Here is a 23,025-nt window from a genome sequence, read left to right as displayed (position 1 = left end):
TTCCAGGATGAAAATAATACATACAACGCTGGCGATTACTCTGTTGGCAGCCAGTGCTGCCCAAGCTGCTGTCTCACCTCAGGAAGCTGCAGAACTGGGGAAATCCCTCACGCCTTGGGGCGCAGAAATCGCAGGCAATAAAGATGGCACTATTCCCGCCTACACCGGCGGGCTGGCGACGTCAACGCGTCCGGCGGGCTTTCAGCCGGACACGGGGCACTGGAGCAACCCGTTCGCAGATGAAAAACCTCTGTACGTCATCACAGCGAAGAATGTCGATCAGTATGCCGACAAGCTCTCCGAGAGCACCAAAACGCTGATCAAGCGTTTCCCCGACACCTACAAGGTTGCGGTCTATCCCAGCCACCGTACTGCGAACTATCCTGACTGGATCAACCAGAACAGTGTTGCCAATGCCACCCGTTGCAAGACCAGCGAAGATGGCCTTGCGGTAGAAGGCTGCTTTGGTGGCGTGCCGTTTCCGATTCCAAAAAATGGTCATGAAGTCGTCTGGAACGCTCAGTTGCACTACAAGGGTGAATCGAACATCACCAAGGGCGAAGGCTGGTATGTCGACTCCAAAGGCAGCCGCGTATTGACCGGTGGCATCAACAACCGTGGCGATGCTCAGTATTACAACAAAGAGCTGGACGTTGAGAAATTTTCGTCCATCGGCACGTACCTGACCCAACTCAATATCTACACCGCGCCTTCGCGTAACGTCGGTGAAGGAAACCTGCAACGGTTCTATGTCAATCCGGTTGCAACACCAAACCCGACCTGGGCGTACTCCCCAGGTCAACGTCGGGTGCGCCGCTCGCCAGATGCCGAATATGACTTCCCTGTTTCGACCTCGGGCGGCGCGATGCTGTACGACGAAATCTACGGTTTTTCGGGCAAGCAGGACCGGTACGACTTCAAGTACCTGGGCAAGAAAGAGATGATCATCCCGTACAACAACTATGACTGGATGCAAACGTCGCCTGACGATCTGCTCAAACCCAATCACCCGAATCCCGATGCTACTCGCTGGGAACTGCACCGCGTCCATGTAGTAGAAGCGACGCTCAAACCCGGGATGCGCCACGTGCAACCCAAGCGCCGGCTTTATTATGACGAAGATATCCTTGCCGCTGGCATGACCGACGCGTGGGACGCTTCAGGCAAACTCGCCAAGGGCGTTTATATGCCCTCGTGGCAGATGTATGACAAACAGATCCCGCATACGTCGTCGACCTGGTTGTTTGACTTCGCCACGGGCGTTTATTACCACTCCAGTATCACCGGCGGCGCTCGAGGCGGGATTTTCCCTCAGGCCAAGATGCAACCACCTCAATTCTTCACCCCCGAATCGCTGGCGCGTCAATCCCAGCGCTGATGGATATGACAGCAACAGGTGGACCGGCGGCTGTTGTTCGGCAACTCAAGCGATCACTCGACGACGGATTCGGCGTAGTGATCGCTTGACCAGAAATGGAGAAGACGATGAATGCAGTACTGAAGGTGCTGGCGATAAGCGCAGGTGTGTGGAGTTGCGCATCCCCCGCTTTCGCCTTTACTGACCCGCTGGATCAACCTGCCATGTTATCGGAGCGCGCCTCCAGCTCGCCGCTTTACGGGTTGGCTGGAGATGGTAGCGCACGGGTCGTGGCCGTGGGGCCACGGGGCCACATCCTGTATTCGCAAGACGCAGGCAAGCACTTCAATCAAAGCCAGGTGCCTCTAAGCAGCGACCTGGTGGCGGTCTATTTTGCCAGCGCTCAGCAGGGCTGGGCGGTGGGCCACGACGGCGTCATCCTGCACAGCAGTGACGGCGGCGCAAGCTGGGAGCGCCAGCTGGACGGCAGGCAGATCGGTGATATAGCCGCTCGCTACTACGCATCGATTCAGGAAGATGGCGAAGCGTTCGACCGCGCGAAGGAATACGCCCAGACACTACAAGACAGCGGTCCGGTCCGACCGCTGCTCGATGTCTATTTCGAAGACGAAAAAAATGGCTGGGCCATTGGCGCCTACAACCTCATCCTGCGCACTACCGATGGCGGCAAACAATGGACGCCATGGATGGAGCGCGTGGAAAACCCGGATGAATACTCGTTGCATGCCATTCGCAAAGTGGGCGACCAGATCTTTATCGTGGGCGAGCTGGGGCTACTGCTGCGCCTTGATCGGGAGCAGCAGCGTTTCGTCAAACTGCAGAGCCCTTACCCTGGTTCGTATTTCGGGCTGACAGGCCGCGATGGGCTGCTTGTGGTATTCGGCCTGCGCGGCAACGCTTATACCAGTCGCGACGAAGGCAACTCCTGGAAGAAGCTGGATACCGGAGTCAGTGATTCAATCAACGGCGGCACGATGCTCGCTGATGGTCGCTTTGTGCTCGCCAGCGCCAGCGGAACCCTGCTGGTCAGCAGTGCTGATGGCGACCGCATTGCCAACAAGGTGTCCGAGGCTCGCAGCCCTCTCTATGGCGTGACAACCTCCAGCGCTGGCATGGTAGCGATCGGCCCCAATGGCGTGCGCATCATCGCCCTGCCATAAAGAACAACAAATCGTGCGCCCGTCCGGGTAGCGCGAGTACTCGCTTCCCCATCGGAGAAACCGCGATGGCTATAAAGATGGACAAAGCCACGGACAATTACCCCGTGATCAAGGATCGTCGAGACTTCGACCAGAAGACCGGCAATCGCGTTGAACGACTGATCTTCAATTATCGAGCCTTGATCATACTGGCAATCATGCTGGTATCGCTGTTTCTTGGCTGGCAGGCAACACGCCTGGTGATCAATGCGAACTTCGATCGAATGATTCCCACCTCTCATCCTTACATTCAGAATTTCATTGATAACCGAAATGAGCTGAGTGGTTTGGGCAACAGTTTGCGCATCGTCGTGGAGAACACCAAAGGCGACATTTTTGACCCTGCCTACCTGGAAACGCTGAAGCAGATCAATGACGAGGTGTTCTTGACCCCGGGCCTGGACCGGCCATGGATGAAATCGCTGTGGACGCCCATCCTGCGCTGGACGCAAGTCACCGAAGATGGCATGCGTGGCGGCCCCGTCATGCCCGATCACTTTGACGGTTCACCGGAAAAGCTCGACGAGTTGCGCGAAAACCTGAGCCGTTCCGGCGCACCTGGGCGAATTGTGGCCAATGACTACAAGTCGTCGATGATTACTGTGCCTGTGCTTGATCGCTACTCCGACTCAGGCCTGCCGATTGATTACAAGGCGCTGTCGCAAGCCCTTGAAGAGAAGATTCGGAGCAAGGAAGGCGACGGCATTCGGGTGCACATTGTCGGGTTCTCCAAGCTGGTAGGCGACCTGATCCAAGGTATGAACAAGGTCTTGATGTTTTTTGGCATCTCGGCATTGATCGCCACTGTTTTTGTCTATGGTTATTCCCGCTGCCTGCGCAGCACGCTGATGCTGGTCGCGGTGTCCATTTTAGGCGTTGTCTGGCTCTTGGGCCTGATGCATCTGGCAGGTTATGAACTGGACCCATACACCATCCTGGTGCCTTTCCTCATTTTCGCCATCGGGCTGTCCCATGGCGCCCAGAAAATGAACGGGATCATGCAGGACATCGGCCGAGGCACCGACAAATACGTGGCCGCGCGCTATACCTTCCGACGCTTGTTCATGGCCGGGCTCACGGCACTGCTGGCTAACGTAGTGGGCTTCGCCGTACTGATGATCGTCGATATCCCGGTGATTCGTGATCTGGCGCTGACTACCAGCATCGGCGTGTCGGTGCTGATCTTTACCAAGCTGATCCTCATTCCCATCCTGCTCTCCTACACCGGGGTCAGCCAGAGCGCGGCCAACCGTTCGCTTCGTGAGCAAAACGGTGAAAAGGGCCTGCTCAATCCCATCTGGGCATTCTTCGCGGCATTCACCCGTCGCAAATGGGCCGTGTGCGCGATCGTTGTTGCTGCCCTGCTGAGTACCACAGCCCTCTTCGTTCGGCACGACCTGCAGATCGGCGACCTCAGCGCCGGCGCCCCGGAACTGTGGCCAGACTCGCGCTACAACCGCGATGTCGCTTTCGTCGCTGCGAATTACGGGCTGTCCAATGATCAGTTTGCGATCATGGTCAAGACTCCGCCTAACGTGTGCGATCACTTCAGCAACCTGGTGGAAGCAGACCGGCTTGGCTGGGAATTGAGCCATGTGCCTGGAGTGCAGGCCACGGAATCCTTTGCGACTCTGACCAAGCGCGGAGTCAGCGGTACCTATGAGGGCTACTACAAGTGGAACAGCATTGTTCGCGAACCACGGTCCCTGGGCTATGCGGCATCGCAGGTTTTGGTGAACAATCCTGACGTGCTTAACCCCAAGTGCTCGGTCTTCCCGGTCATGGCCTATCTCACCGATCACAAGGCCAGTACGCTGAGCGGCGTGCTTGAGCGGGCGGAAGTGTTCGCGCAAAAGCACAACAGCGCCGAGGTGCAGTTCCTTCCAGCGGCAGGCAGTGCAGGGATCGAAGCCGTCACCAACATCGTCGTCAAGGAGTCGTTCTACAAAATGCACGCGCTGCTCTACGTGGGGGTGATCCTGCTGTGCCTGATCACCTTCCGCAGCTGGCGGGCTGTTCTTGTCGCGCTTGTCCCGTTGTTGATCACCACGGTGTTGTGCGAGGCCCTGATGGTCTGGCTCGGCATCGGGGTCAAAGTAGCGACGCTGCCGGTCATCGCACTCGGCGTGGGGGTCGGCGTTGACTATGCGCTGTACTTGCTATCGATCCAGTTGCTCCTGCAACGGCGTGGGTACAGCCTGTTCCAGGCCTATACCGAGTCGCTGCAGTTCACCGGCCGCGTCGTGGCACTGGTCGGCATGACCATGGCTGCAGGCGTGATCACCTGGGCCTGGTCGCCGATCAAGTTCCAGGCCGACATGGGCATATTGCTGGCGTTCATGTTCCTGTGGAACATGCTCGGCGCGCTGATTCTCATCCCTGCCCTGTCCTACTTCCTCTTGCAGAGTCGAGAACAAAGGAAGCAGGCCCAAGCGGCAAGTGTCGAGGCTGAGCTGGCGGAAGACACTCCAACGGCCAAAACCAGCCACAAAAAAGCGGTAACAGTCAGAACCGCGTAAGTACCGACTGCTGGCGGCCCGCTTCGGCAGGCCGCCAGCGACCGTCCAGTTCCCTCCCCTTTCAATAACGTTCCGCCGGATCAGTGCTACGTGCGCCAGCATCGCTGCGCGTCAACGTCCGTTGGCCCCGGGGAACCCCACACAAGAAAAACCGATTAAAAATCGGGAAAAGGATAGAGACATGAAATTCATACTCAACCCGGCGGTTGCGTTGATGAACCGTTTGAATTTCACCCTGAAGTCCAGCTTGATCTGCATCCTTATCCTGGCCCCCTTGCTAGCGGCCGAATATTATTTGACCCGCGATGTCTACGAGCAGATCGGCACTGCCCGTGTCGAACGCGAGAGCCTGCAGACGCTGCATACCTACCTGGACGTCGTCCGGGATCTACAAGCGCTCGCTGATCTCTCGGAATTACTGCTGGTTCATGGCACGACTGGGCGCGCCGCCGAAGCGATAAAAAAGTCAGACGCGCTCGAAGCATCGGTTTTACAGAAACTCAACAGCATGACCTGGAACGATGCTGGCGAATTCGGGAAAAAGCGCGATGCCATCGTCACCGGCATGAAAGCCGCGAGCAAGGAACAACTCTGGTCCGCCAAGCTCGAAATTCGCCGCAAGCAGCTGGCCCACTCGCTTAACCTGGGCCGATTCATCTTCTCCGAAGCTGGACTCTCGCAAGATAGCAGCCGCGCCATCCGTCAACTGGTGGACCTGCTGGCCAGCAGTACGCCTCGAGTTACGGCAATCCTGGGCACGACCCGCGCCGTCGGCTCTCTGGTGATGCTCGACCAGCAACTCGGTTCTGCCAGCGCCATTCGCCTGGAGCAGGCCTTGGTGGCCTTGGCTAGCCTCGAAGATGAGTACCGCCAGACCCTCGATGAGTTGCAGGAGCCCGCATTGGCCGAACGGGCCGCGCAAAGCTTGCAGACGCTCAAGCATCAGCAAGATGTACTGGCCAATGACCTGCTGGCCAGCGATCAACTCGATACGCCTTGGCAGACGTTTTATGCCAAGGTCACTGACGAGATGGCCAAGACCTACAATTTCAACGAGGCGGTGCTTGAGCTGATCGATGAGAAGCTGCAGGCGCGTATTGATCGTCAGGTCATCAACCTGGGCATGCTGATCGCTTTTCAGGCTTTGTTGCTGCTGGTCATCGTCTATCTCTTCTGCGGCTACTACGTGTCAATCCGCGCATCCCTCCAGGGCTTGGGGACGCTGCTGGAGCAGGTCGAAAAAGGCGACATGACCGCGCATTACATCCCGTCCAGCCGCGACGAGCTGGGGGATCTGGGTCACAAGCTGTCACGGGCGCTGGCCAGGACACGGGAGCTGATCGTTCGCGTAAGCGCAACCGCCACTCAAGTGGCGCAGCGCACCGCTCAAGTCGAAGTACATTCGGTGGATGGCTATCAGGCCATCTCCAGCCAGAGAGACCAGATAAGCCTGCTCGCGACTGCAATGAGCCAGATGACGGCGAGCTCGCAGTCGGTGGCAGGAAATGCTGCGATGGCCGTCGACAGTGCGCACCGAGTCAATCAGCAGACGGTGAACGGCCGGGCATTGATTGATTCCCAGGTCGCAGCCATCGCCGACTTAAGCAGCGAGATGGAGCAGTCAGTCGCGGCAATCGACCGGCTCGCGCAGAACAGCCACCAGATCAGCCGAGTAGTCGACGTGATTAACAGTATCGCGCAGCAGACCAACTTGCTGGCACTCAATGCCGCGATCGAGGCCGCAAGGGCTGGCGAACAGGGTCGAGGCTTTGCCGTAGTCGCCGATGAAGTTCGAACCCTGGCCAAGCGAACCCAGCAATCCACGAGCGAAATCGGGGAAATGATCGATGTGCTTGGGCAAGGGGTCGCAAAAGCGGTAGAAACCATGAACACCAGCCACGACCTGGCCAGCCGGTGCAAGAGCCAGTCTCAGCAAGTGGAAGACGCGCTGACCGACATCCTGAAATGTGTCGCGGATATTCTTGATCAAAGCCAGCAGATTGCCGCTGCGGCGCAGCAGCAGAATGCAGTGGCGGTGGAAATGGACCGTAGTATCGTCGAGATTAATAGCGCTGGCACACGCACCGCTGCCGGGGCGGGTCATACCGAAGATGCATGTCGCCAGTTATCGATTCTGGTCGTTCAGCTGGAAGAGGCCGTAGGCCGATTCAGCGTTTAAAGCCCGGTTTTCTGTTAGAGAACATCTGGAACTGGGGGCATGAGTTGGGACCACCCCCCGTTCGTCGTTACAGCAGCCCTGTTTCTGCCGCCGTCTTCACCCCATCATCCAAACCGCGTTCACGCAACACTTCCACCGCCACCGCCAATGCGCTGGAGACGGCTGGAAACCCAACGTACGGCACGGTCTGGATGATCACTTCCTGAAGCTCATCAGCAGTCAGTCCGTTGTTGAGGCCGAACCGCAGGTGGTTGCGCAGTTCTTCGGTCTGACGCAGCGCAATCAGCGAACTGATCACGACGATGCTACGCACCTTCAGGTCCAGCCCTGGGCGAGACCATACAGCGCCGAACGCGTGTTCGACGGCCATGCGCCCGACATCAGCGGCGAAGCGCCCGGAGGTGACATTGGCCTCCATCGTCTTGGCAAATTCCGGTCCCATCATGCGGACCATCAGGTCGTAACCGGCTTTCCAATTGTCGTTATCAATCATCTTCAACACTCCTGGAGAAAAAAGAAATTCCGGGCTCCGCATGCCGGCCTTTCAAAAGGCCAGCTTCTAAGCGGTTAGCCAAACCCGAGGCGTTGTGCCTCCTCATTTGGTCTGAGCAATGCCTGCAGCGGGCGTGATAACCACGCGTTCACCCTCGACTGGCGACGGTTCACTGGATGGATACCGCCCCATGCCGAGGTAGCTGAACGCGGACAAGACGAAACAGGCAGCGGCGACGACCAACGCCACGTTGTAATGGCCGAAATAATCGTACGAGAGACCAATCAACGAGCCCTGGATAGCGATCATCACCGCAATGCACAACACGCTCAGCCCGTAGATCGACGCATAGGAGCGCATTCCGAAATAGCGCGCAATCATGAAGGCGACGACATCGATTTCGGCCCCCTGCCCGAGCCCCAGCAACACCAGCGCGACAATTGCCACCCAGAGTTCCAGCGAATCGGGTAACAACAACAGGCAGCCCAATGCAGGTCCCAAAGTGAAAACACAGGCCACCAAGGGTGCCCAAATACGATCAACGAGCAGTCCGGTCACCACGGCCCCTACCAAGGCCGAAACTCCGACCACTCCAATCAGCGCCGCAGCACTGGCGGCCTCCAGTCCCTTACCTACCAGCAATGGCTGGAACTGTGAAAGCAAGGCCACAATGGGGGCATAGTTCAATGCAGAAGCCAGGCACACCAGCACGACCTTGTGATTTTTCAGCAATTGAAGCATGGAGGCCTGGCTTCGACCCGAGTACTGCTTGCGCGGCACCGCCACGCTCGCGCCCCGCACCCAGAAAATAGCCGTGGGCAGGGCAGTCAACAAGATGAGCACACCCAGCGCAACATAGCCCATCCGCCAGCCGTAGTTGGCGATGATTGCGAAAATCGTAGAGGGCAATAAAGCACCGGACACCGCCAGTCCTGACCGGGTAATGGCTAACGCCAGCCCTCGTGAACCGACGAAGGCGCCGCTGACCACGCGAGTGTAGGTCAGGCCGGTGGTCGCCGTACCCACCAGGCATAACACCGCGTAGAGCAGGTAATACAGCGGCAGCGGCCCGCGTTGTATGGCCAGCAGAAAATAAGCCATGGCCGTTAACAGCAGGCCGCCGAGCAGTACGGGGCGAACACCGATACGGTCGACCAACCGACCGAGCGCCGGCGAAATGAATGCGGCAGCAAGGCTGGCGTTTTGCGCCAGGGCAATTTCGCCCCGGCTCCAGCCAAACGCCTCCTGAAGCGGACCTACGAACAGGCTGGAAACCGATGGCCATACCGACAGACACGCTCCGGTGCCGATCAATGATGCCAGTCCGAGACGCCAGTTCTCGCGCCATTCGCGCTTGGCAACGCCCCAGGCACCTTTGTTGTTGACTGTCATGCTGCACCCTTTTGTTGTTATGGAGAGTTCGCGTGCAAGAGACACGCGGCAGTCGAAGCGTCAGTTGAGTGCCGACAGCGCTTCATTGGAAAAAGAGTCGAACGCTTGGCCCAGACGGGCCTTGAGCGCCCACTGGGGGTCTTGCAAGAGTGAACGCCCGACGCCCACCAAATCGAATTCGCCGCGATTGAAACGCTCCATCAACAATTCGAGGTTATTGCTGGCCTGGGCACCGCCCTGCTTGTTGCTGTCGTACATGCCGTTGTTCAGGCCGATGCCACCTACCGTCATCGAAAGACATCCGGTCACCCGCTTAGCCCAGCCGGCAAGGTTCATTTCACCGTCCGGGCCCGCCTGGTCCGGAAATTCCGCTCGGTTGAAATAGCGCACGCTGGCGTCAAAGACGTCGACGCCAGCCTCGGCGATGGGCGCCAGTACGTCCTCCAGCTCGGCTGGGCTGTTGGCCAGACGCGCCTTGAAATCCTGCTGCTTCCATTGCGAAAAGCGAAACACGATGGGCATCTCCGGGCCCACTGCGCGCCGTATCGCACGGACCACTTCTGCCGCGAAACGGCTACGCTCGCGTCGACTCCCACCCCACATATCCGAGCGTTGGTTGGTCACCGACCAGAGGAAATTGTCGATGAGGTAACCATGCCCGCCGTGAATCGCGATGCCGTCAAAACCGCACTCGAGCGCATGCATTGCACTGCGGGCATAGGCTTCTATGACCTCTTCGATTTCCCGTTCGGTCATGGGTTGTGTGGGCACCAGTTGGCTCTGTACGTAGAAGTCCGGAGATGACGTCAGTCCGCCCGGTAACCCCCAGATCCCCGAAGGACGCATCGAGGCGACCTGCGGGTGAGGACCGGTGCCCTGGCGGCGCATCACGCCTTGGTGCCAAAGTTGCGGGAACACAACACCACCGGCATCGTGCACCTGCTTGACGACGCGGCGCCAACCACTCAGCGCCTGCTCTCCGTACAGGTGGGGCAAGTCACTTTCACCGATGCCGGCTTCACCGAGCGCCGCCGGATGATCGATCCCGACGGCTTCGGTGATGATCAAACCGGTTTCACCTTCAGCGCGGCGCTGATAATAGCCGGCTACATTTTCGCCAGGCACGCCGTCGGGGCTGTAATTACGGGTCATCGGCGCCATGACGATACGATTTTTCAAACGTAACGAGCCGACACGCAAAGGCTCGAACAGTGGGGCAAGCAGTGTGTCCATCGGATTGTCCTCGAAATGCTGGCAAATCTTCAGCGAAGAGCGTTATGTACGCCAGAGCCGGCCCAGAAACGCTCCCAGGTCGAAAAGCTGGAAGGAAGGCGTGGTTGATGACGTTCGCCGGTGTATTTGCCCGGCCAGTTCTGCCATACCGGATCGCCGGGGCGTTGCAACCAGTCGGTGGAGTACCAATGGCGCTCATCCCGTCGGGCAAAAAACCACTGGCCGTCACGGCATACGTAATGATCGAAGTAACAGATCGCCATCACTACCCAGTGCTCGCCGTCTTCGTGTTCTGCCCGGCAATAGACAGTGCCGGTCGCGTGCGCAGCGTCCTGAAAGTCCAGGGTCTGCCCACACACCTGGTGCACGCTACGGTGGAACGCCTGAAGGATCTGTTCGGAGCTGTAAAACGCTGCAAGTGCTTCACGTCCGGTGCCCCAGCGCCCGCAGTCGACATCGTCGACAAACAGCGCGACCAGGCCATCAATATCGCGCGAGTCGACTGCCAACGCGTACCTCGCAGGCAATTGCCCAATGGCGAGCTGAGCTTCTAGTCGCTCGACGCGCGCCAACAACGCAGCCTGGTTCATGGCTGTTCCCCCACCAACCAGCGACGCTTATCGGCCAGATACGGTTGATACGAGAACAGCCCGCCATCGACATGGGTCATCTGGCCCGTAATGAAGTCAGTGTCCATTGCCAACAAAGTGCCGCGCAGGTTGATGCGCAGGGTGGTGAGTAGTTGCATCTCCTGCTCCTTTTACACCGCGGTATAAAGGCCACCATCGACCTGAATGACCTGCCCCGTCACGTAACCCATGCCCGGACCGCACAGGCTGGCTACCGCCTGACCGATATCCTGACGCTCATCGCCCATTCGCCCGAGCGGGAAGTTGGCGATATAGCTGTCGCGCAAGACCGGGTTGAGCTCAAAAAAGGCCGCTGACGCAGCGGTCAGCGCCGAAGGGGAGATAGCATTGACGGTGATGCCCTGCGGGCCCCACTCCCGTGCCAATGCCTTCGTCAGTCCACGAATGCCGCCCTTGATGGCGGCGTAAGCTGGATTGAGCGCAGCACCATGCAGACCGAAGGTCGAGCAGAGCAGGATCACGCGCCCTTGACCACTGGTGCGCAGCGCTTCATAGCCGGCAAGCGCACAATGATGGGCGCCCGCGAGGTCGACCGCGACCTGTGCATCCCAGTCGGCATCGTCAAAATCCTGCAACTGCTTGGGATGGCCCGAAGCGCCGTGTGTGGCATTGTGAACGAGGATTTCGAGGCTGCCGAATCGCTCGAGCGTGGCCTTGACAGCGTTGTGCATGTCTTCGAGGCGGGTCACGTCGCCTTCCACGGACAGTGCTTCTGCCCCTTCTGCTCGCACGAGGCGCGCCGTCTCTTCACCCGTCGCACCACGTCGCGCGACGATGACAATTCTGGCTCCGGCAGCGGCCAGTTCCAGGGCAATGCCGCGCCCAATCCCCCCGCCTGCGCCGGTAATCAAAGCGGTTTTGCCCGCCAGGCTTTTGTTTCGCGTTAGCTCATTCATGGCACCATCCATACGCCACCGTCCACAGGGATCGACGCACCCGTGATGGCAGTGGCACCGATAAGCATCGCGATGGTTTGCGCCACCCCGGTCGTGATGCCCGGCACGAAGCCGAGCGCTGGTGGCGGTGGTCCCATTTCAGGGCTCAACGGCAGCGCGGCGTTGGCCAACTGTGCGTCGAACACGTGAGCATCCAGACCCAGCCAGTTCAGACGAATGCCCTGTGCGCCCCATTGCCGCGCGGCGGATTTCATCATCGCACGCTGCCCCTCGCTGAGTACGGACAGCGCCGCCAGCCCGCTGGCTCCCGTCAGGGAAAAATTGGGGCCAACCACCACGATACTTCCCGGCTCACCTGCCAGGGTCCGCCACGCCGCCTGCAGACAATGCCGGCTGGTACGAAGCGGATCGAGACAGGCCGTGCGCCATTGCTCAGGCGACAACGAGACGAACGTGCGCGCTTGCCGGCTCTGGAGGTTGCCGACCGCCAGGACGATGGCATCGACGCCGCCCATTGCGGCCCTGGCTCGCCCGAAGGCAGCTTCGATGGCAGCGAGGTCAGTGAAATCCTGATCAGCATCAAGTCCCACACACACCGCGCCGTGGGCACCGATGGCGTCGCATAAATGACTCAACTCCGGGCATCCAGGCGTCGCCACCAGCACTTTCATCCCTTCGAGCATCTGTTTGTTCCAGGCCGGCTCCGTCATCGTAAGTCCTCTATTGTTCTTATCGAGCTGAGGGGTACTGCGAACCGAGTGATTAATACCCTTTGGCGAAGCGCGCCAAATGGAAGTCCGTATCGCCGAAACGCTTTTCGAGCAACGTCATGAAGCGGAAGTAGTGGCCAACCGGATATTCCTCGGTCATGCCGATACCGCCGTGCAACTGCACGCCTTGTGCGCAGACAAAACGCCCCGCCTTGCCGGTGGCTGCTTTCGCCGCAGAAATCGCCCGAGCGCGCTCGTCGGCAGGTTTGTCCAGGTAGGCCATGCCCCGGTAGAGGATGGAACGGGCGTGCTGCGCCTCGACGAACATTTCAGCCATGCGGTGCTGCAAAGCCTGAAACTTGCCGATGGGCTGACCAAACTGGTTGCGGGTCTTGATGTACTCGGCAGTCATGTCCATGACGCCGTGCATGACACCCAGGCTTTGCGCCACAACGGCCAAGGCTGCGCGGTCCGATGCTTCCTCGAGAATGGGTTGGCTGAGCGAGGGTTCGACAAGCAGCGCGGCGGCGGGTAGATCAACCTTGCTGAATCGAACATCCGCAGCCCGGGTGCCATCAACCAGTGCGTATTCGATCACTTCCACGCCCGGTGCAGTGCGGTCGACGACGAATATCGCAGGATGCGAATGGTCATCCAGGCGCGCGGTCACCAGCAACTTGTCAGCGGAAGGCGCATCGAACACCAGCGTCTTCAAACCATCGAGCTGATAGCCGTCTGCTGTGCTGCGTGCCATGGTCTGTTCAATGCTGCCCACGGCGAAACGTGAGCCGCACTCGCTATCTGCCAGCGCGAGCAACAAATGACCCTCGATCACGGCAGGCAACAGATCCTGGCGGTGGTATTCGGTGCCTGAGCGGTCAACGATGCGCGAGCACAACATGACGCTGCTGATAAATGGCTCCAGCACCATACCGCGGCCAAACGATTCCAGCACCACAGACGCTTCGACGAATGAGCAGTCCAGACCGCCGACATCCTCTGGCAAGGTCAATGCCAGCCATCCCAACTCGGCGAATGTCTGCCAGTGTTCCCGACTGAAACCTTCGCCAGACGTGGCCTGGTGCCGGCGCTGCTCGAAGCCGTAGTCATCGCGAATGTATCGCTCCACGCCATCACGCAGCATCAACTGCTCTTCGGAAAGATTGAAATCCATGTGAAAACCCTCAGAGTCCGAAAGCCAGTTTGGCGATGATGTTTTTCTGTACTTCGCGAGCCCCGCCGTAAATGGTTGAAGCACGCTGGAAGAAGTACATGTTGGTGCGGCCCAGGGTGTGGGCTGGCCAGAGATCGTCCCATTCTTCGGAGGCGTCTTTCTGCCGTGCGTCGTGACTGAAAAAACGCAACGCGCGAGGTCCCATCGCGTCGACCTGCAATTCGGTCACGCGTTGCTGCAGTTCCGAGCCACGTACCTTCAGAGTCGAAACGACGGCATCGAGGTTATCGCGCAGTTCCTCCTTCGCCAGAATCCGCAATACGGACCATTCCAGCGCGAGGATGTCGGCCTCGATCTCCGCCACTTTGCGAGCGAACACGGGCGTCTCCAGCAGTGGCACACCATCGATCAGTTCGGCACGGGCAATGACCTTGGCTTTTTCCAGTTCGCGCTTGTTGAAGTAGATGAATGCGCTGGAGGTGCGCTCCTTTTCGAGCAGGTATTTGGCGTAGGTCCACCCCATGCCCGGCTCACCGACCAGTTGCTCTTTGGGAACCCGGACGTTTTCCAGAAACACTTCGGTCAGGCCATGCCCACCGTCGATGGAAATGATCGGTCGTACGGTGATGCCAGGTGACTTCATATCGATCAGCAGGAAGGAGATGCCCCGTTGCGGCTTGACCGTCGAATCGGTGCGTACGAGGAAAAAGCCCCAATCAGCGATCGTCGCATCACTGGTCCAGATTTTCTGGCCAGTGACCACATAGTGCGTGCCATTTTCGTCGAGCTCTGCGCGAGTCTTCAGGCTGGCGAGGTCAGAGCCGGCATTCGGTTCGGAGAAGCCTTGGCACCAGAAGACTTCACCCGACAGCAAGGGTGGCAGGAAGGTCTGCTGCTGCCACTCGTTGCCAAATGCGATGACCACGGGAGCCATCATGTGGGTGCCTTGCCAACCATAGTCCAGGCCGTTGGCATTGAGCATTTCCTCCAGGAAGATATGCTTTCGGATCGGCGACCAATCAGTCCCGCCAAATTCTTGCGGCCAGTGCGGTGCGCCCCAACCACGCGCGTGCAAGGTCTTTTGCCATTGGCGCAGGACATCACGGGGTGGAGGATGAGCTCCCACGTAACCAAAGTGAGCGACTTCAGGGCTGACACTTTCCTGGAAAAACTGCCGGACTTCCTGACGGAAGTTCTCATCTTCGGGGCTGAACTGGAAATTCATACTGCAGTCTCTCACTGTCGTTGAAAGGTTGGCGATAAAGGCAGCGAAGGCTGCTCAGCCATTGGAGGCCAGTGCGCGCTCACGCAGCGCAACCTTGTTGATCTTGCCCGTCGCGATGCGCGGCAATTCGCTGATGAACTCGATGGCCTTCGGGCACTTGTAGGAAGCAAGCACCGATTTGCAATGGCCGATCAGCTCGGTCTCGGTGAGCCTGGCACCCGGCGCAGGGACGATGAAGGCTTTTACCGCCTCACCCCAGCGAGGGTCTGGAATGCCAATGACCGCCGACTCCAGCACCTGTGGATGCAACTCGATCGCTACCTCGACTTCCCGGCTGTAGATGTTTTCACCACCGGAAATGATCATGTCCTTCTTGCGATCCACCAGGAACAGATAGCCCTCATGGTCCTGATAACCCATGTCTCCGGTGTGGTACCAACCGTCACGCAGGGCTTCCATGGTGGCTACCGAGTTGTTCCAGTAACAGGACAACTGGGTGTCCGAACGCAGCAACACTTCGCCGGTCTCACCCTGTAAGCAGTCATGACCCTCGTCATTAACAATCCGCAAGTCAAATCCCGGGGCAGGCAAACCGACCGACTCCAGCCGCCTTATCTGATCCGGGCTGCCATTGGGATTGACCTCGTGACGAGGCAAAGCGCAAGCATTGCTTTCGGTCATCCCGTATTGCACTGAGAAGATCGGGCCAAGCCTCTCGATCGCCCGCTTGAGCAGCGGCACCGGAATCGGCGCCGCTGCCGTCACGACATGTTCGAGTGACTTGAGGTTGAAATCATCTATCTGCGGCAGGTCGAGCACCGTTTGCAGCATGGCCGCCACCATGAAGGTAAACGTCACCCGCTCCTCCTGGACGGCCCGCAAAGCAGCCAGCGGATCAAAGCCTTGATGTACGACGGTCGAGCCGCCCATCCAGGCGGCGGAGTTGACGAACCCGATGCCGCCGATGTGAAACGCAGGCGTAGTTTGCAAAACCCGAGTCGCACCACTGAAGCCGGTTACCAGGGCACAGGATTCGGCAGTTCTGCACATGGCGTGGTGAGTGCGCACTACGCCCTTGGGCGTTCCCGTGGTGCCGCTGGTGTACATCAGGTAGGCATAATCCTGCGGCTGGGCGCGAATAGGCGGGCCCGCCTCATCGCCATCGGCGATCGCCTGCTCGAAGGGCACCGCCCACTGCGGCGTCACACCGATGCAGATGAACTGCTCGATCGTGGGTAGCTCGGCGCGAAGCTGATCGACCAATGCCGTGTATTGCGCTTCAAAAACCAGCGTCCTGGGCGAGGCGTCCTGCAGGATGTAGAGGATTTCCCGGGGGGCCAGGCGGAAATTGACCGTAGCGGCAATGAATCCTGCCCATTCACACGCACGGTACGTTTCAAAATACTCCACACAATTGGTCGACAGAATCGCCACGCGATCCTGGCGGCGCAGACCTGCACGATAGATAAAGGACGACAGCCTGCGCGCGCGTGCAGCCAATTCGTAATTGCTCACCCGCCGTGAAACGCTGGTGAAAGCATTGCCAGCAGGAAAATAGCGAGCATTGCGCTCGGTCATCTCACCAAGAGTCTTCATTGAAATTCCGTCATTTTTATCAGGCTGTTGTTGAACGGATTATCTGAGTGCTGCGCGAAGCGTGGCGTCAGGCCTCCAGAGCGGCAGGATCTGCAAGCAGTCCGGCCACCCTGGCGGTAAACCGCGCGGCGTCGGCGCCGTTAACCACTCGGTGGTCATAACTTAATGAAAGCGGCAGGGCCAGGCGCCACTCGATGGCGTCCCCGCTACCGCGGCGCGGCTTCTCTTGTGCGCGCGTGACCCCGAGAATGGCCACCTCGGGCGCATTGACGATCGGGGTGAACGCTGTTCCGCCAAAACTTCCGAGCGAGCTGATGGTAAAGCTGCCGCCACTCATTTCAGCCATCGAGAGGCCCTTGTCACGCGCTTTCGTTGTGATGGCCTGGAGCTCGGCAGCCAACTCGTGGATGCTCTTGCGATCACAGTCGCGCAGCACGGGGACCAACAGACCGAAGCGCGTATCTACGGCCACGCCAATGTGGAAATATTTTTTGAACACCAGGTTCTTGCCAGTGCCGTCGAGCGAGGCGTTGAACTGCGGGAAGCTTTGCAGCGCACCGACCACCGCCTTGATGAGATAAGGTAGCAGCGTCAACTTGGTGCTCACGCCCGCTTCGTTCTGCGCTTTACGCAACAGCTCAAGATCGGTGATGTCCGCATCGTCGTGGTGAGTGACATGGGGAATCGTCACCCAGTTACGCGCCATGTACTTGGCGGTCAACACTTGCACCCGGCTGAGCGCACGAGTCTCGATCTCGCCAAACTCGCTGAAATCGACCTGCGGCCACGGCGGCAAGTCGCTACCGAACGCCGGCTGTGCAGGTCGCTCGACGGCGGGTTGGCTGGACTGTTTAGCCACTGGAATATCGACGCTCATTCGCTTCACCCTACCCTACGATTCTTAGACAATCTCAGCCAACAGGGTGCCAACCTCATAGGTCTCACCGGCCGCAGCGATGATCTTCAAGGTGCCACTGATCGGAGCCTCGACTTCCTGGACTGACTTGTCGCTTTCCAGGGCATAGATGATCTGGCCTTCTTCGACCGGGGAGCCATCGGCGACCAACCATTCGGACAAGGTGCCTTCATTCATCGAAAAGCCCAGTTTGGGCAGGAGAATCTGAGTGCTCATCACGCTTTCCTTAATTTAAGTTGCTTCATTTGAACGTTGCACGGACGGCCACTTCGATCTGCTCGAGGCTCGGAACGTGTGCGTCTTCCAGTGGTTTGGAGAACGGCACCGGGGCGTAGTTGGAACCGACACGCTGCACGGGCCCCTTGAGTTGGCCGTAAAGCGACTCGTAGATGAGCGAGGCAATTTCTGCACCGACACCAAACGGTTTGACCGCTTCATGGACGATGACTGCCCGCCCAGTCTTCGCCACAGAGGCGAGGAATGTTTCGGTGTCCAGCGGCGAGATGGTCCGCAGGTCGATCACCTCGGCCGAAATGCCCTCGGCAGCGAGCTTCTCGGCCACCGCGCAGCAGTCCAGCACTCGCCGGCTGTAACTGATCAAGGTGACGTCGGTGCCTTCGCGCAGAATGCTGGCCTTGCCCAAGGGGATTTTTACCCCGCGCTCGGGGGCAGGCCCCGGCGTCCAATAGGTCGGCATGTTTTCGATGAACAACACCGGGTCGTCGTCTTCGATGGCTGAGAGCATCAAGCCGTAGGCATCAGCCGGACTGGAGGGCGCAACCACCTTGATGCCAGCAGTATGGGCGAACCATGCTTCGAGATAATCCGCATGTTGCCCGCCCGTACCGAAGCCTGCACCGGTCATGGTGCGGATGACCATTGGCACATGCGTTTGCCCGCCCGACATGAAGCGTAGCTTCGCTGCGTGGTTGACGATCATGTCCATGGCCACGGTGGTGAAGTTCATCAGCATGATTTCGGCTACTGGCCGCATGCCAACAATCGCCGCGCCAATGGCTGCGCCGATGATTGCCTGCTCTGAGATCGGCGTGGAACGCACCCTCGCGTCGCCGTACTTGCTGGACAGGCCTCGGGTCACCCCGACAATGCCGCCTTCTTCCTTGTCGCCGACATCCTCGCCGAGCACAATGACATTGACGTCCGCCGCCATCGCGTCGTCGAGCGCCTGATTGATTGCCTGAATAGTGTTGATCTTGGCTGGCTGGTTCATACGTTCACCTCATCCTTGTAGATATCGCGATGCAGTTCCGCAAGATCCGGGTAGGGGCTGTTCAAGGTGAATTCGACAGCCTCGTCGATTTCGAGCTCGATGGCTGCTTCCAGGGTCGCCAACTGGTCTTCGCTGGCAAGGCCGGTCGCGATCAGCCAGTTGCGGAAAAGCGGCACCGGGTCTTTGGCCATCCACGCATCTTTCTCGCCCTTGTCCATGTAGGCATCGGCATCACCGAAGACATGTCCATGGAACCGAAAGGTCTTGGCCTCGATCAGTGATGGACCGAGACCCTGGCGCGCCCGATCGACGGCTTCGCGCGCAGCAAGGTAGGTGGCAACGGGATCGTTGCCGTCCACGGTGATGCCCGGCATGGAATAGGACGCCGCGCGCTGGGCAATGTTGGCCACGGCGGTTGAGTTGGCATATTTGGTATGCTCGCCGTAGCCATTGTTCTGGCAGACGAAGATCACTGGCAGCTTCCACACCGAGGCCATGTTCAGCGCTTCGTGGAAAGCGCCGATATTGCTCGCGCCGTCACCGAAATAAGCCACGCTGACACGCTTCTCACCACGGATCTGGGCGGCGAGCGCCAAGCCGTTGGCAATCGGCATCGAACTACCGACGATGCCGGTGGTGACCATCACGCCCGTTCCCGGATGGGTCACGTGCATCGGCCCACCCTTTCCCTTGCAGGTACCCGTGGCGCGACCGCCGAACTCAGCCCAGAGGTCATTGAGCGGGATGCCCTTGGCGATCATGTCATGCACACCACGATAGATAGTGCAGATGTAATCCTCATCGTCCAGGCACGCCGACACTGCCGAAGGGATAACTTCCTGCCCGCGTGGCGAGTAGTACGGCATGACCAGCTTGCCGGACTTCAGCACCGCACGAAAACGCTCATCATTCTGTTTGATCCGAGTCATGCGCCGGTAGATGCCTACAAGGATCTCGCCGTCCGGGATTGCGGCTGTCATTTTTAATTCTCCATTGGAACCAAATCAAAGGCTGAGTTGTTGACTCACCAGATCTTGTCCTGCCCCGCCGAGTGCGCAGCAGCGATGTAACCGAAGATAAAGGATGCGGCGATACTGGTGCCGGCCCCCGGATACACACGCCCGCTGACCCCTGCGGTGGCGTTGCCCGTGGCGTACAGCCCACTGATGGGCTGGCCGTCTTCGCGCAATACCCGAGCGTACTCATCGGTAACCAGCCCGCCGGCAGTGCCGACATCACCCGGGTACATGCGAACCGCATAGAACGGACCCTTTTCGATGGCGCCCAGGTTGGGGTTTGGCTGGATGGTCGGGTCACCGTGACTGCGGTCGAACGCCTTACCGCCGCGTGCAAAGTCTTCATCTTTGCCGCTGGCACAAAACCCGTTGAAACGCTGTACGGTCGTGAGTAGCCCGCGGGTATCGATACCGCACTTTTTCGACAGTTCCTCAAGCGTCTCGGCCTTGATCATGTAGCCACTGTCCAGCCACTGCTGCGGCACCTTGCCAGGCATCGCCGTTCCCCAGGGGTAGAATTCACGCTGGCGACTGTCCATCACCACCCAACTGGGCACGGCCTTGCCGGTTTCGGCCTGGCGCTTGTACATGCGCTGGCCGATTTCCATGTAGGACCCCGCTTCATTGCAGAATCGCTGGCCGTCCTGATCGACCATGATCGAATAAGGCAACGACAAATCCAGGTGATGCATGAAAGGCAAAGGTTCACCCGCCGGTGTGCGCGCGCCTTCGGGGAACGTCTGACCCGGGCCGAGGGACGTCACCACCCACCAGGCTTCGTCCATGCAATCGGTGGCGGCGCCAAGACGCATGGCGGCTTCAATCACTTCGCCGGTATCACCTGGGTTCGCATTGGTCCAGTCGGCGGAGGTTGGTTGTGGCTGGTAGCGTTTGCGCATCTCTGCATTGTGCGAAAAGCCACCGGTATTGATCAGCACGGCGTCATGCGCCTGGATGCGCCGTACACGGTCATCCTGACGAACCGTTACGCCCACCACCCGGCCTTGCTCCACGATCAATTCCTCGACAGGCGAGTCGGTCCAGATCGGCAGTTGTTCGCGCAATGCGATCTGCAACATGCGTCCCTGAATGGCGGCACCACCGCCCAGGATGTTCTGGCCACGCAGCTTTTGCTTGAGCATGCGCCAGCCCAACTGCATGGCCTTGCGCTTGCCCGCCCAGGTCCGCTTGAGCAGAAATAATGTTGGAAATTCATTGGAATTGGCCGGGATCGCTGCGCCACGGTAGCGTGACAGGCGCCCTTCCCATTCGCCCAGTTCCCGGACGTCGAACAACTTGGCCACTAGCGAGCGTCCACGCGGCTCACCGCCTGGACGGTCATCGTAATAATCGCTCCAGCCGTCGGCGTACTCGAACGCCATGCCTTTGCGCTCAAGAAAGTCGACGATCAGAGGGCTCATGTGCAAAAAAGCATCACGGCGTTCGACGCTGGTGGAAGGACCCTCGTAGGTCACCACGCTGTCGAAGTATTGCCGAGCGCGCTCGTAGGAGTCCTCCACGCCGTGGCGTTTCATGACCGGGTTGTTTGGCAGCCACCAAACCCCGCCCGAATAGCCAGTTGAGCCACCGATCTTATCCAGCTTCTCGATAATCAGTGCACGCTTACCCAGCTCCTTGGCCTTGAGTGCCGCACACATCGAGCCGCCACCACTGCCGATGATGACCAGGTCGTAGGACTCGTCCCATTGACTCATTGCGCGGACTCCGTGCCGTAGATGTATTCCTGAAGTTCACGGTGGAAATTGGAGATCGACGATTCCTGCAGTGGGTTAGTCCGTGAGCCGTCGAAGCCACGAGACTTCATGCCCATCTGCACCTGCCCCATGTTCTGGAAGTCCTGGCTGAGGATCAGGCCGAAATTCTTGACCGTATCCTTTTTCCAATCATCGACGCCGTGATAGAACTCGCGCTCGAGTTTGGGTTCCTGGCCGGGTGCATAACGCTTGAGTGACCAAATGTCATAGATGCAGGAATCGGGATTGTCGCCATCGGGACGGGCACGATAGAACAGAGCGCCGTCCGGATAGTGCAGGAACACCAGGTTGGGGAAGACGTGCCAGTCGGTGCCGGCGCGCATCATCTGCTCCATCGAGATATTCGGCCAACCGGCCCCGTCGGCGATGGCGGCTTCGACCTGAAACTGCATCGCCTTGCTCAGCACCAGCATCTGATCCTGAGTCGGTTCCACTTCCGTCAACAGCCGCTTGGTGGCCTCGTTGTCCCGATCGGTGAAGATTGCCTTCAGCTGGTCTTCCATGATCTGGTAGAACTTCACCATCCCCGGACGGATATCATCCGGAATGGGTTTACCCGTGCGCGGGGACGGCGTGCCGGGCAGACGGGTCGCAGTCGAGTAGTCGAACATGCCGTGCTTGCCGAAAGCAAAGCTGCGGGTAACGTCGTCGCCCTGGGTATCGAGAATTTGCGGATGTGTCGCGGCGACGTGGTAGCCCTCGTTGAAGGCCTCGAGTGCGACTTTCCAGTTGCACGGCAGACGCACCGACTTGTACCAGCGGTAGCGCATGTTCTCGAATTCGTAGCAATCGGTAATCTCGGGGACCGGCGCCAGGTACTTGGCCAGCGGCTCGGCATTGGGGTCCATGTTGATGAACACGAAGCCACCCCAGGTATCCACCAGCACTTCCTTGAGTGCCAGCTCTTCATGAGTCATGTTCGGGCAACCGGCCCAATCCTGCTCATCAAGGATACGCAACACGCTGCCGTCAAGGTTCCACTGCCAACCATGGTAGCTACAGTGGAACTTGGCGGCATGCCCGCAACCACTGGTGAGGCGACGCCCCCGGTGCTGGCAGACGTTATAGTAGGCCTTGATCTTGTCACCAGTAAGACGAGTGACGATGATGGACTCGTCGATCACGTCGAAAGTGACGTAATCCCCCACACTGGGAATCTCCTCGAGGCGGCAGGCAACTTGCCAGACCTTGGGCCACATCCGCTCCTTTTCCAGATGAACGTATTCCTTTGACAAATAACCTTCACGGGGGACGAAGTCAGGCCGTACGGTTTTGGGTGCCGATTCTCGAGCGGTCATTGCAAACCTCCTTCACCGGCAGCCTCTGTAATGCTGCCTTTGGCTTATTATTCTTGTTTGAAGAGCGGCTGAAGCGCTCTATCATTTTGTGAACGATGTTCAAGACTATAAACGGCGCGAGATTGAGTGTCAACGCACTGCAACA

At 58.9% G+C, this 23,025-nt stretch carries 20 protein-coding genes; 4 read left to right on the top strand and 16 right to left on the bottom strand.

Going from position 1 to position 23,025, the window contains the following annotated elements; all coding sequences use genetic code 11:
• The first annotated feature begins 7 nt into the window (after positions 1-7).
• From AB7M26_RS18490 to AB7M26_RS18475, 4 genes are all read left to right on the top strand, one after another.
• Complete coding sequence (locus AB7M26_RS18490; RefSeq protein ID WP_429385664.1) at positions 8-1,378, top strand: DUF1329 domain-containing protein; 1,371 nt, start codon at positions 8-10, stop codon at positions 1,376-1,378.
• A gap of 107 nt (positions 1,379-1,485) precedes the next feature.
• Positions 1,486-2,538 (top strand): YCF48-related protein, encoded by a 1,053-nt coding sequence (locus tag AB7M26_RS18485; protein ID WP_429385662.1) that lies wholly within the window; start codon positions 1,486-1,488, stop codon positions 2,536-2,538.
• A 65-nt stretch (positions 2,539-2,603) separates the two neighbouring features.
• The gene (locus AB7M26_RS18480) at positions 2,604-5,096 is read left to right on the top strand and encodes an efflux RND transporter permease subunit (RefSeq protein ID WP_429385660.1); all 2,493 of its coding nucleotides are present in this window, start codon (positions 2,604-2,606) and stop codon (positions 5,094-5,096) included.
• A 181-nt stretch (positions 5,097-5,277) separates the two neighbouring features.
• Complete coding sequence (locus AB7M26_RS18475; RefSeq protein ID WP_429385659.1) at positions 5,278-7,275, top strand: methyl-accepting chemotaxis protein; 1,998 nt, start codon at positions 5,278-5,280, stop codon at positions 7,273-7,275.
• 67 nt (positions 7,276-7,342) lie between these two features.
• Here the strand turns inward: AB7M26_RS18475 and AB7M26_RS18470 are convergent, their stop codons facing one another.
• From AB7M26_RS18470 to AB7M26_RS18395, 16 genes are all read right to left on the bottom strand, one after another.
• Positions 7,343-7,768 (bottom strand): carboxymuconolactone decarboxylase family protein, encoded by a 426-nt coding sequence (locus AB7M26_RS18470; protein ID WP_429385657.1) that lies wholly within the window; start codon positions 7,766-7,768, stop codon positions 7,343-7,345.
• Positions 7,769-7,870: 102 nt separating this feature from the next.
• On the bottom strand, positions 7,871-9,160 hold the full coding sequence (locus tag AB7M26_RS18465) for an MFS transporter (protein ID WP_429385655.1): 1,290 nt from the start codon (positions 9,158-9,160) through the stop codon (positions 7,871-7,873).
• A gap of 60 nt (positions 9,161-9,220) precedes the next feature.
• Complete coding sequence (locus AB7M26_RS18460) at positions 9,221-10,393, bottom strand: NADH:flavin oxidoreductase (protein ID WP_429385653.1); 1,173 nt, start codon at positions 10,391-10,393, stop codon at positions 9,221-9,223.
• A 29-nt stretch (positions 10,394-10,422) separates the two neighbouring features.
• Positions 10,423-10,983 (bottom strand): nuclear transport factor 2 family protein, encoded by a 561-nt coding sequence (locus AB7M26_RS18455; protein ID WP_429385651.1) that lies wholly within the window; start codon positions 10,981-10,983, stop codon positions 10,423-10,425.
• A complete protein-coding gene (locus tag AB7M26_RS18450; protein WP_429385649.1) occupies positions 10,980-11,141 on the bottom strand; it encodes a hypothetical protein in 162 nt (53 codons plus the stop codon). Before AB7M26_RS18450 ends, AB7M26_RS18455 begins: the two co-directional genes overlap by 4 nt.
• A gap of 12 nt (positions 11,142-11,153) precedes the next feature.
• Positions 11,154-11,939, bottom strand: coding sequence for an SDR family NAD(P)-dependent oxidoreductase (locus tag AB7M26_RS18445; RefSeq protein WP_429385647.1), 786 nt, complete (start codon positions 11,937-11,939; stop codon positions 11,154-11,156).
• Positions 11,936-12,649, bottom strand: a complete 714-nt coding sequence (locus tag AB7M26_RS18440) for an SDR family oxidoreductase (RefSeq protein WP_429385645.1) — start codon at positions 12,647-12,649, stop codon at positions 11,936-11,938. The genes AB7M26_RS18445 and AB7M26_RS18440 overlap by 4 nt, the downstream gene beginning before the upstream one ends.
• Positions 12,650-12,701: 52 nt before the next feature.
• Entirely contained in the window at positions 12,702-13,823 is a 1,122-nt protein-coding gene (locus tag AB7M26_RS18435; protein ID WP_429385643.1) for an acyl-CoA dehydrogenase family protein, read from the bottom strand.
• A gap of 10 nt (positions 13,824-13,833) precedes the next feature.
• A complete protein-coding gene (locus tag AB7M26_RS18430; protein WP_429385641.1) occupies positions 13,834-15,048 on the bottom strand; it encodes an acyl-CoA dehydrogenase family protein in 1,215 nt (404 codons plus the stop codon).
• Positions 15,049-15,102: 54 nt separating this feature from the next.
• Positions 15,103-16,644: a class I adenylate-forming enzyme family protein gene (locus tag AB7M26_RS18425; RefSeq protein ID WP_429385639.1), complete on the bottom strand. Its 1,542-nt coding sequence runs from the start codon at positions 16,642-16,644 to the stop codon at positions 15,103-15,105.
• A 67-nt stretch (positions 16,645-16,711) separates the two neighbouring features.
• The gene (locus AB7M26_RS18420) at positions 16,712-17,521 is read right to left on the bottom strand and encodes a 2-oxo acid dehydrogenase subunit E2 (protein WP_429385637.1); all 810 of its coding nucleotides are present in this window, start codon (positions 17,519-17,521) and stop codon (positions 16,712-16,714) included.
• 24 nt (positions 17,522-17,545) lie between these two features.
• Complete coding sequence (locus AB7M26_RS18415; protein ID WP_429385635.1) at positions 17,546-17,776, bottom strand: biotin/lipoyl-containing protein; 231 nt, start codon at positions 17,774-17,776, stop codon at positions 17,546-17,548.
• Between the two features lie 25 nt (positions 17,777-17,801).
• Positions 17,802-18,791, bottom strand: coding sequence for an alpha-ketoacid dehydrogenase subunit beta (locus AB7M26_RS18410; protein WP_429385633.1), 990 nt, complete (start codon positions 18,789-18,791; stop codon positions 17,802-17,804).
• Entirely contained in the window at positions 18,788-19,771 is a 984-nt protein-coding gene (locus AB7M26_RS18405) for a thiamine pyrophosphate-dependent dehydrogenase E1 component subunit alpha (protein WP_429385631.1), read from the bottom strand. The genes AB7M26_RS18410 and AB7M26_RS18405 overlap by 4 nt, the downstream gene beginning before the upstream one ends.
• A 44-nt stretch (positions 19,772-19,815) precedes the next feature.
• Entirely contained in the window at positions 19,816-21,522 is a 1,707-nt protein-coding gene (locus AB7M26_RS18400) for an FAD-binding protein (protein ID WP_429385629.1), read from the bottom strand.
• Entirely contained in the window at positions 21,519-22,880 is a 1,362-nt protein-coding gene (locus tag AB7M26_RS18395; protein WP_429385627.1) for an aromatic ring-hydroxylating oxygenase subunit alpha, read from the bottom strand. The genes AB7M26_RS18400 and AB7M26_RS18395 overlap by 4 nt, the downstream gene beginning before the upstream one ends.
• Positions 22,881-23,025: the final 145 nt, after the last annotated feature.

The organism is Pseudomonas sp. F-14 TE3482, assembly GCF_053629455.1.
The sequence above is the reverse complement of the archived record's forward strand: the minus strand, read 5'-3'. Positions and strand labels throughout refer to the sequence as shown.

Bases quoted from the DNA above. Each gene is read 5' to 3' on its own strand.
- AB7M26_RS18490 (WP_429385664.1), top strand. From the start codon at position 8: ATGAAAATAATACATACAACGCTGGCGATTACTCTGTTGGCAGCCAGT.
- AB7M26_RS18485 (WP_429385662.1), top strand. From the start codon at position 1,486: ATGAATGCAGTACTGAAGGTGCTGGCGATAAGCGCAGGTGTGTGGAGT.
- AB7M26_RS18480 (WP_429385660.1), top strand. From the start codon at position 2,604: ATGGCTATAAAGATGGACAAAGCCACGGACAATTACCCCGTGATCAAG.
- AB7M26_RS18475 (WP_429385659.1), top strand. From the start codon at position 5,278: ATGAAATTCATACTCAACCCGGCGGTTGCGTTGATGAACCGTTTGAAT.
- AB7M26_RS18470 (WP_429385657.1), bottom strand. From the start codon at position 7,768: ATGATTGATAACGACAATTGGAAAGCCGGTTACGACCTGATGGTCCGC.
- AB7M26_RS18465 (WP_429385655.1), bottom strand. From the start codon at position 9,160: ATGACAGTCAACAACAAAGGTGCCTGGGGCGTTGCCAAGCGCGAATGG.
- AB7M26_RS18460 (WP_429385653.1), bottom strand. From the start codon at position 10,393: ATGGACACACTGCTTGCCCCACTGTTCGAGCCTTTGCGTGTCGGCTCG.
- AB7M26_RS18455 (WP_429385651.1), bottom strand. From the start codon at position 10,983: ATGAACCAGGCTGCGTTGTTGGCGCGCGTCGAGCGACTAGAAGCTCAG.
- AB7M26_RS18450 (WP_429385649.1), bottom strand. From the start codon at position 11,141: ATGCAACTACTCACCACCCTGCGCATCAACCTGCGCGGCACTTTGTTG.
- AB7M26_RS18445 (WP_429385647.1), bottom strand. From the start codon at position 11,939: ATGAATGAGCTAACGCGAAACAAAAGCCTGGCGGGCAAAACCGCTTTG.
- AB7M26_RS18440 (WP_429385645.1), bottom strand. From the start codon at position 12,649: ATGACGGAGCCGGCCTGGAACAAACAGATGCTCGAAGGGATGAAAGTG.
- AB7M26_RS18435 (WP_429385643.1), bottom strand. From the start codon at position 13,823: ATGGATTTCAATCTTTCCGAAGAGCAGTTGATGCTGCGTGATGGCGTG.
- AB7M26_RS18430 (WP_429385641.1), bottom strand. From the start codon at position 15,048: ATGAATTTCCAGTTCAGCCCCGAAGATGAGAACTTCCGTCAGGAAGTC.
- AB7M26_RS18425 (WP_429385639.1), bottom strand. From the start codon at position 16,644: ATGAAGACTCTTGGTGAGATGACCGAGCGCAATGCTCGCTATTTTCCT.
- AB7M26_RS18420 (WP_429385637.1), bottom strand. From the start codon at position 17,521: ATGAGCGTCGATATTCCAGTGGCTAAACAGTCCAGCCAACCCGCCGTC.
- AB7M26_RS18415 (WP_429385635.1), bottom strand. From the start codon at position 17,776: ATGAGCACTCAGATTCTCCTGCCCAAACTGGGCTTTTCGATGAATGAA.
- AB7M26_RS18410 (WP_429385633.1), bottom strand. From the start codon at position 18,791: ATGAACCAGCCAGCCAAGATCAACACTATTCAGGCAATCAATCAGGCG.
- AB7M26_RS18405 (WP_429385631.1), bottom strand. From the start codon at position 19,771: ATGACAGCCGCAATCCCGGACGGCGAGATCCTTGTAGGCATCTACCGG.
- AB7M26_RS18400 (WP_429385629.1), bottom strand. From the start codon at position 21,522: ATGAGTCAATGGGACGAGTCCTACGACCTGGTCATCATCGGCAGTGGT.
- AB7M26_RS18395 (WP_429385627.1), bottom strand. From the start codon at position 22,880: ATGACCGCTCGAGAATCGGCACCCAAAACCGTACGGCCTGACTTCGTC.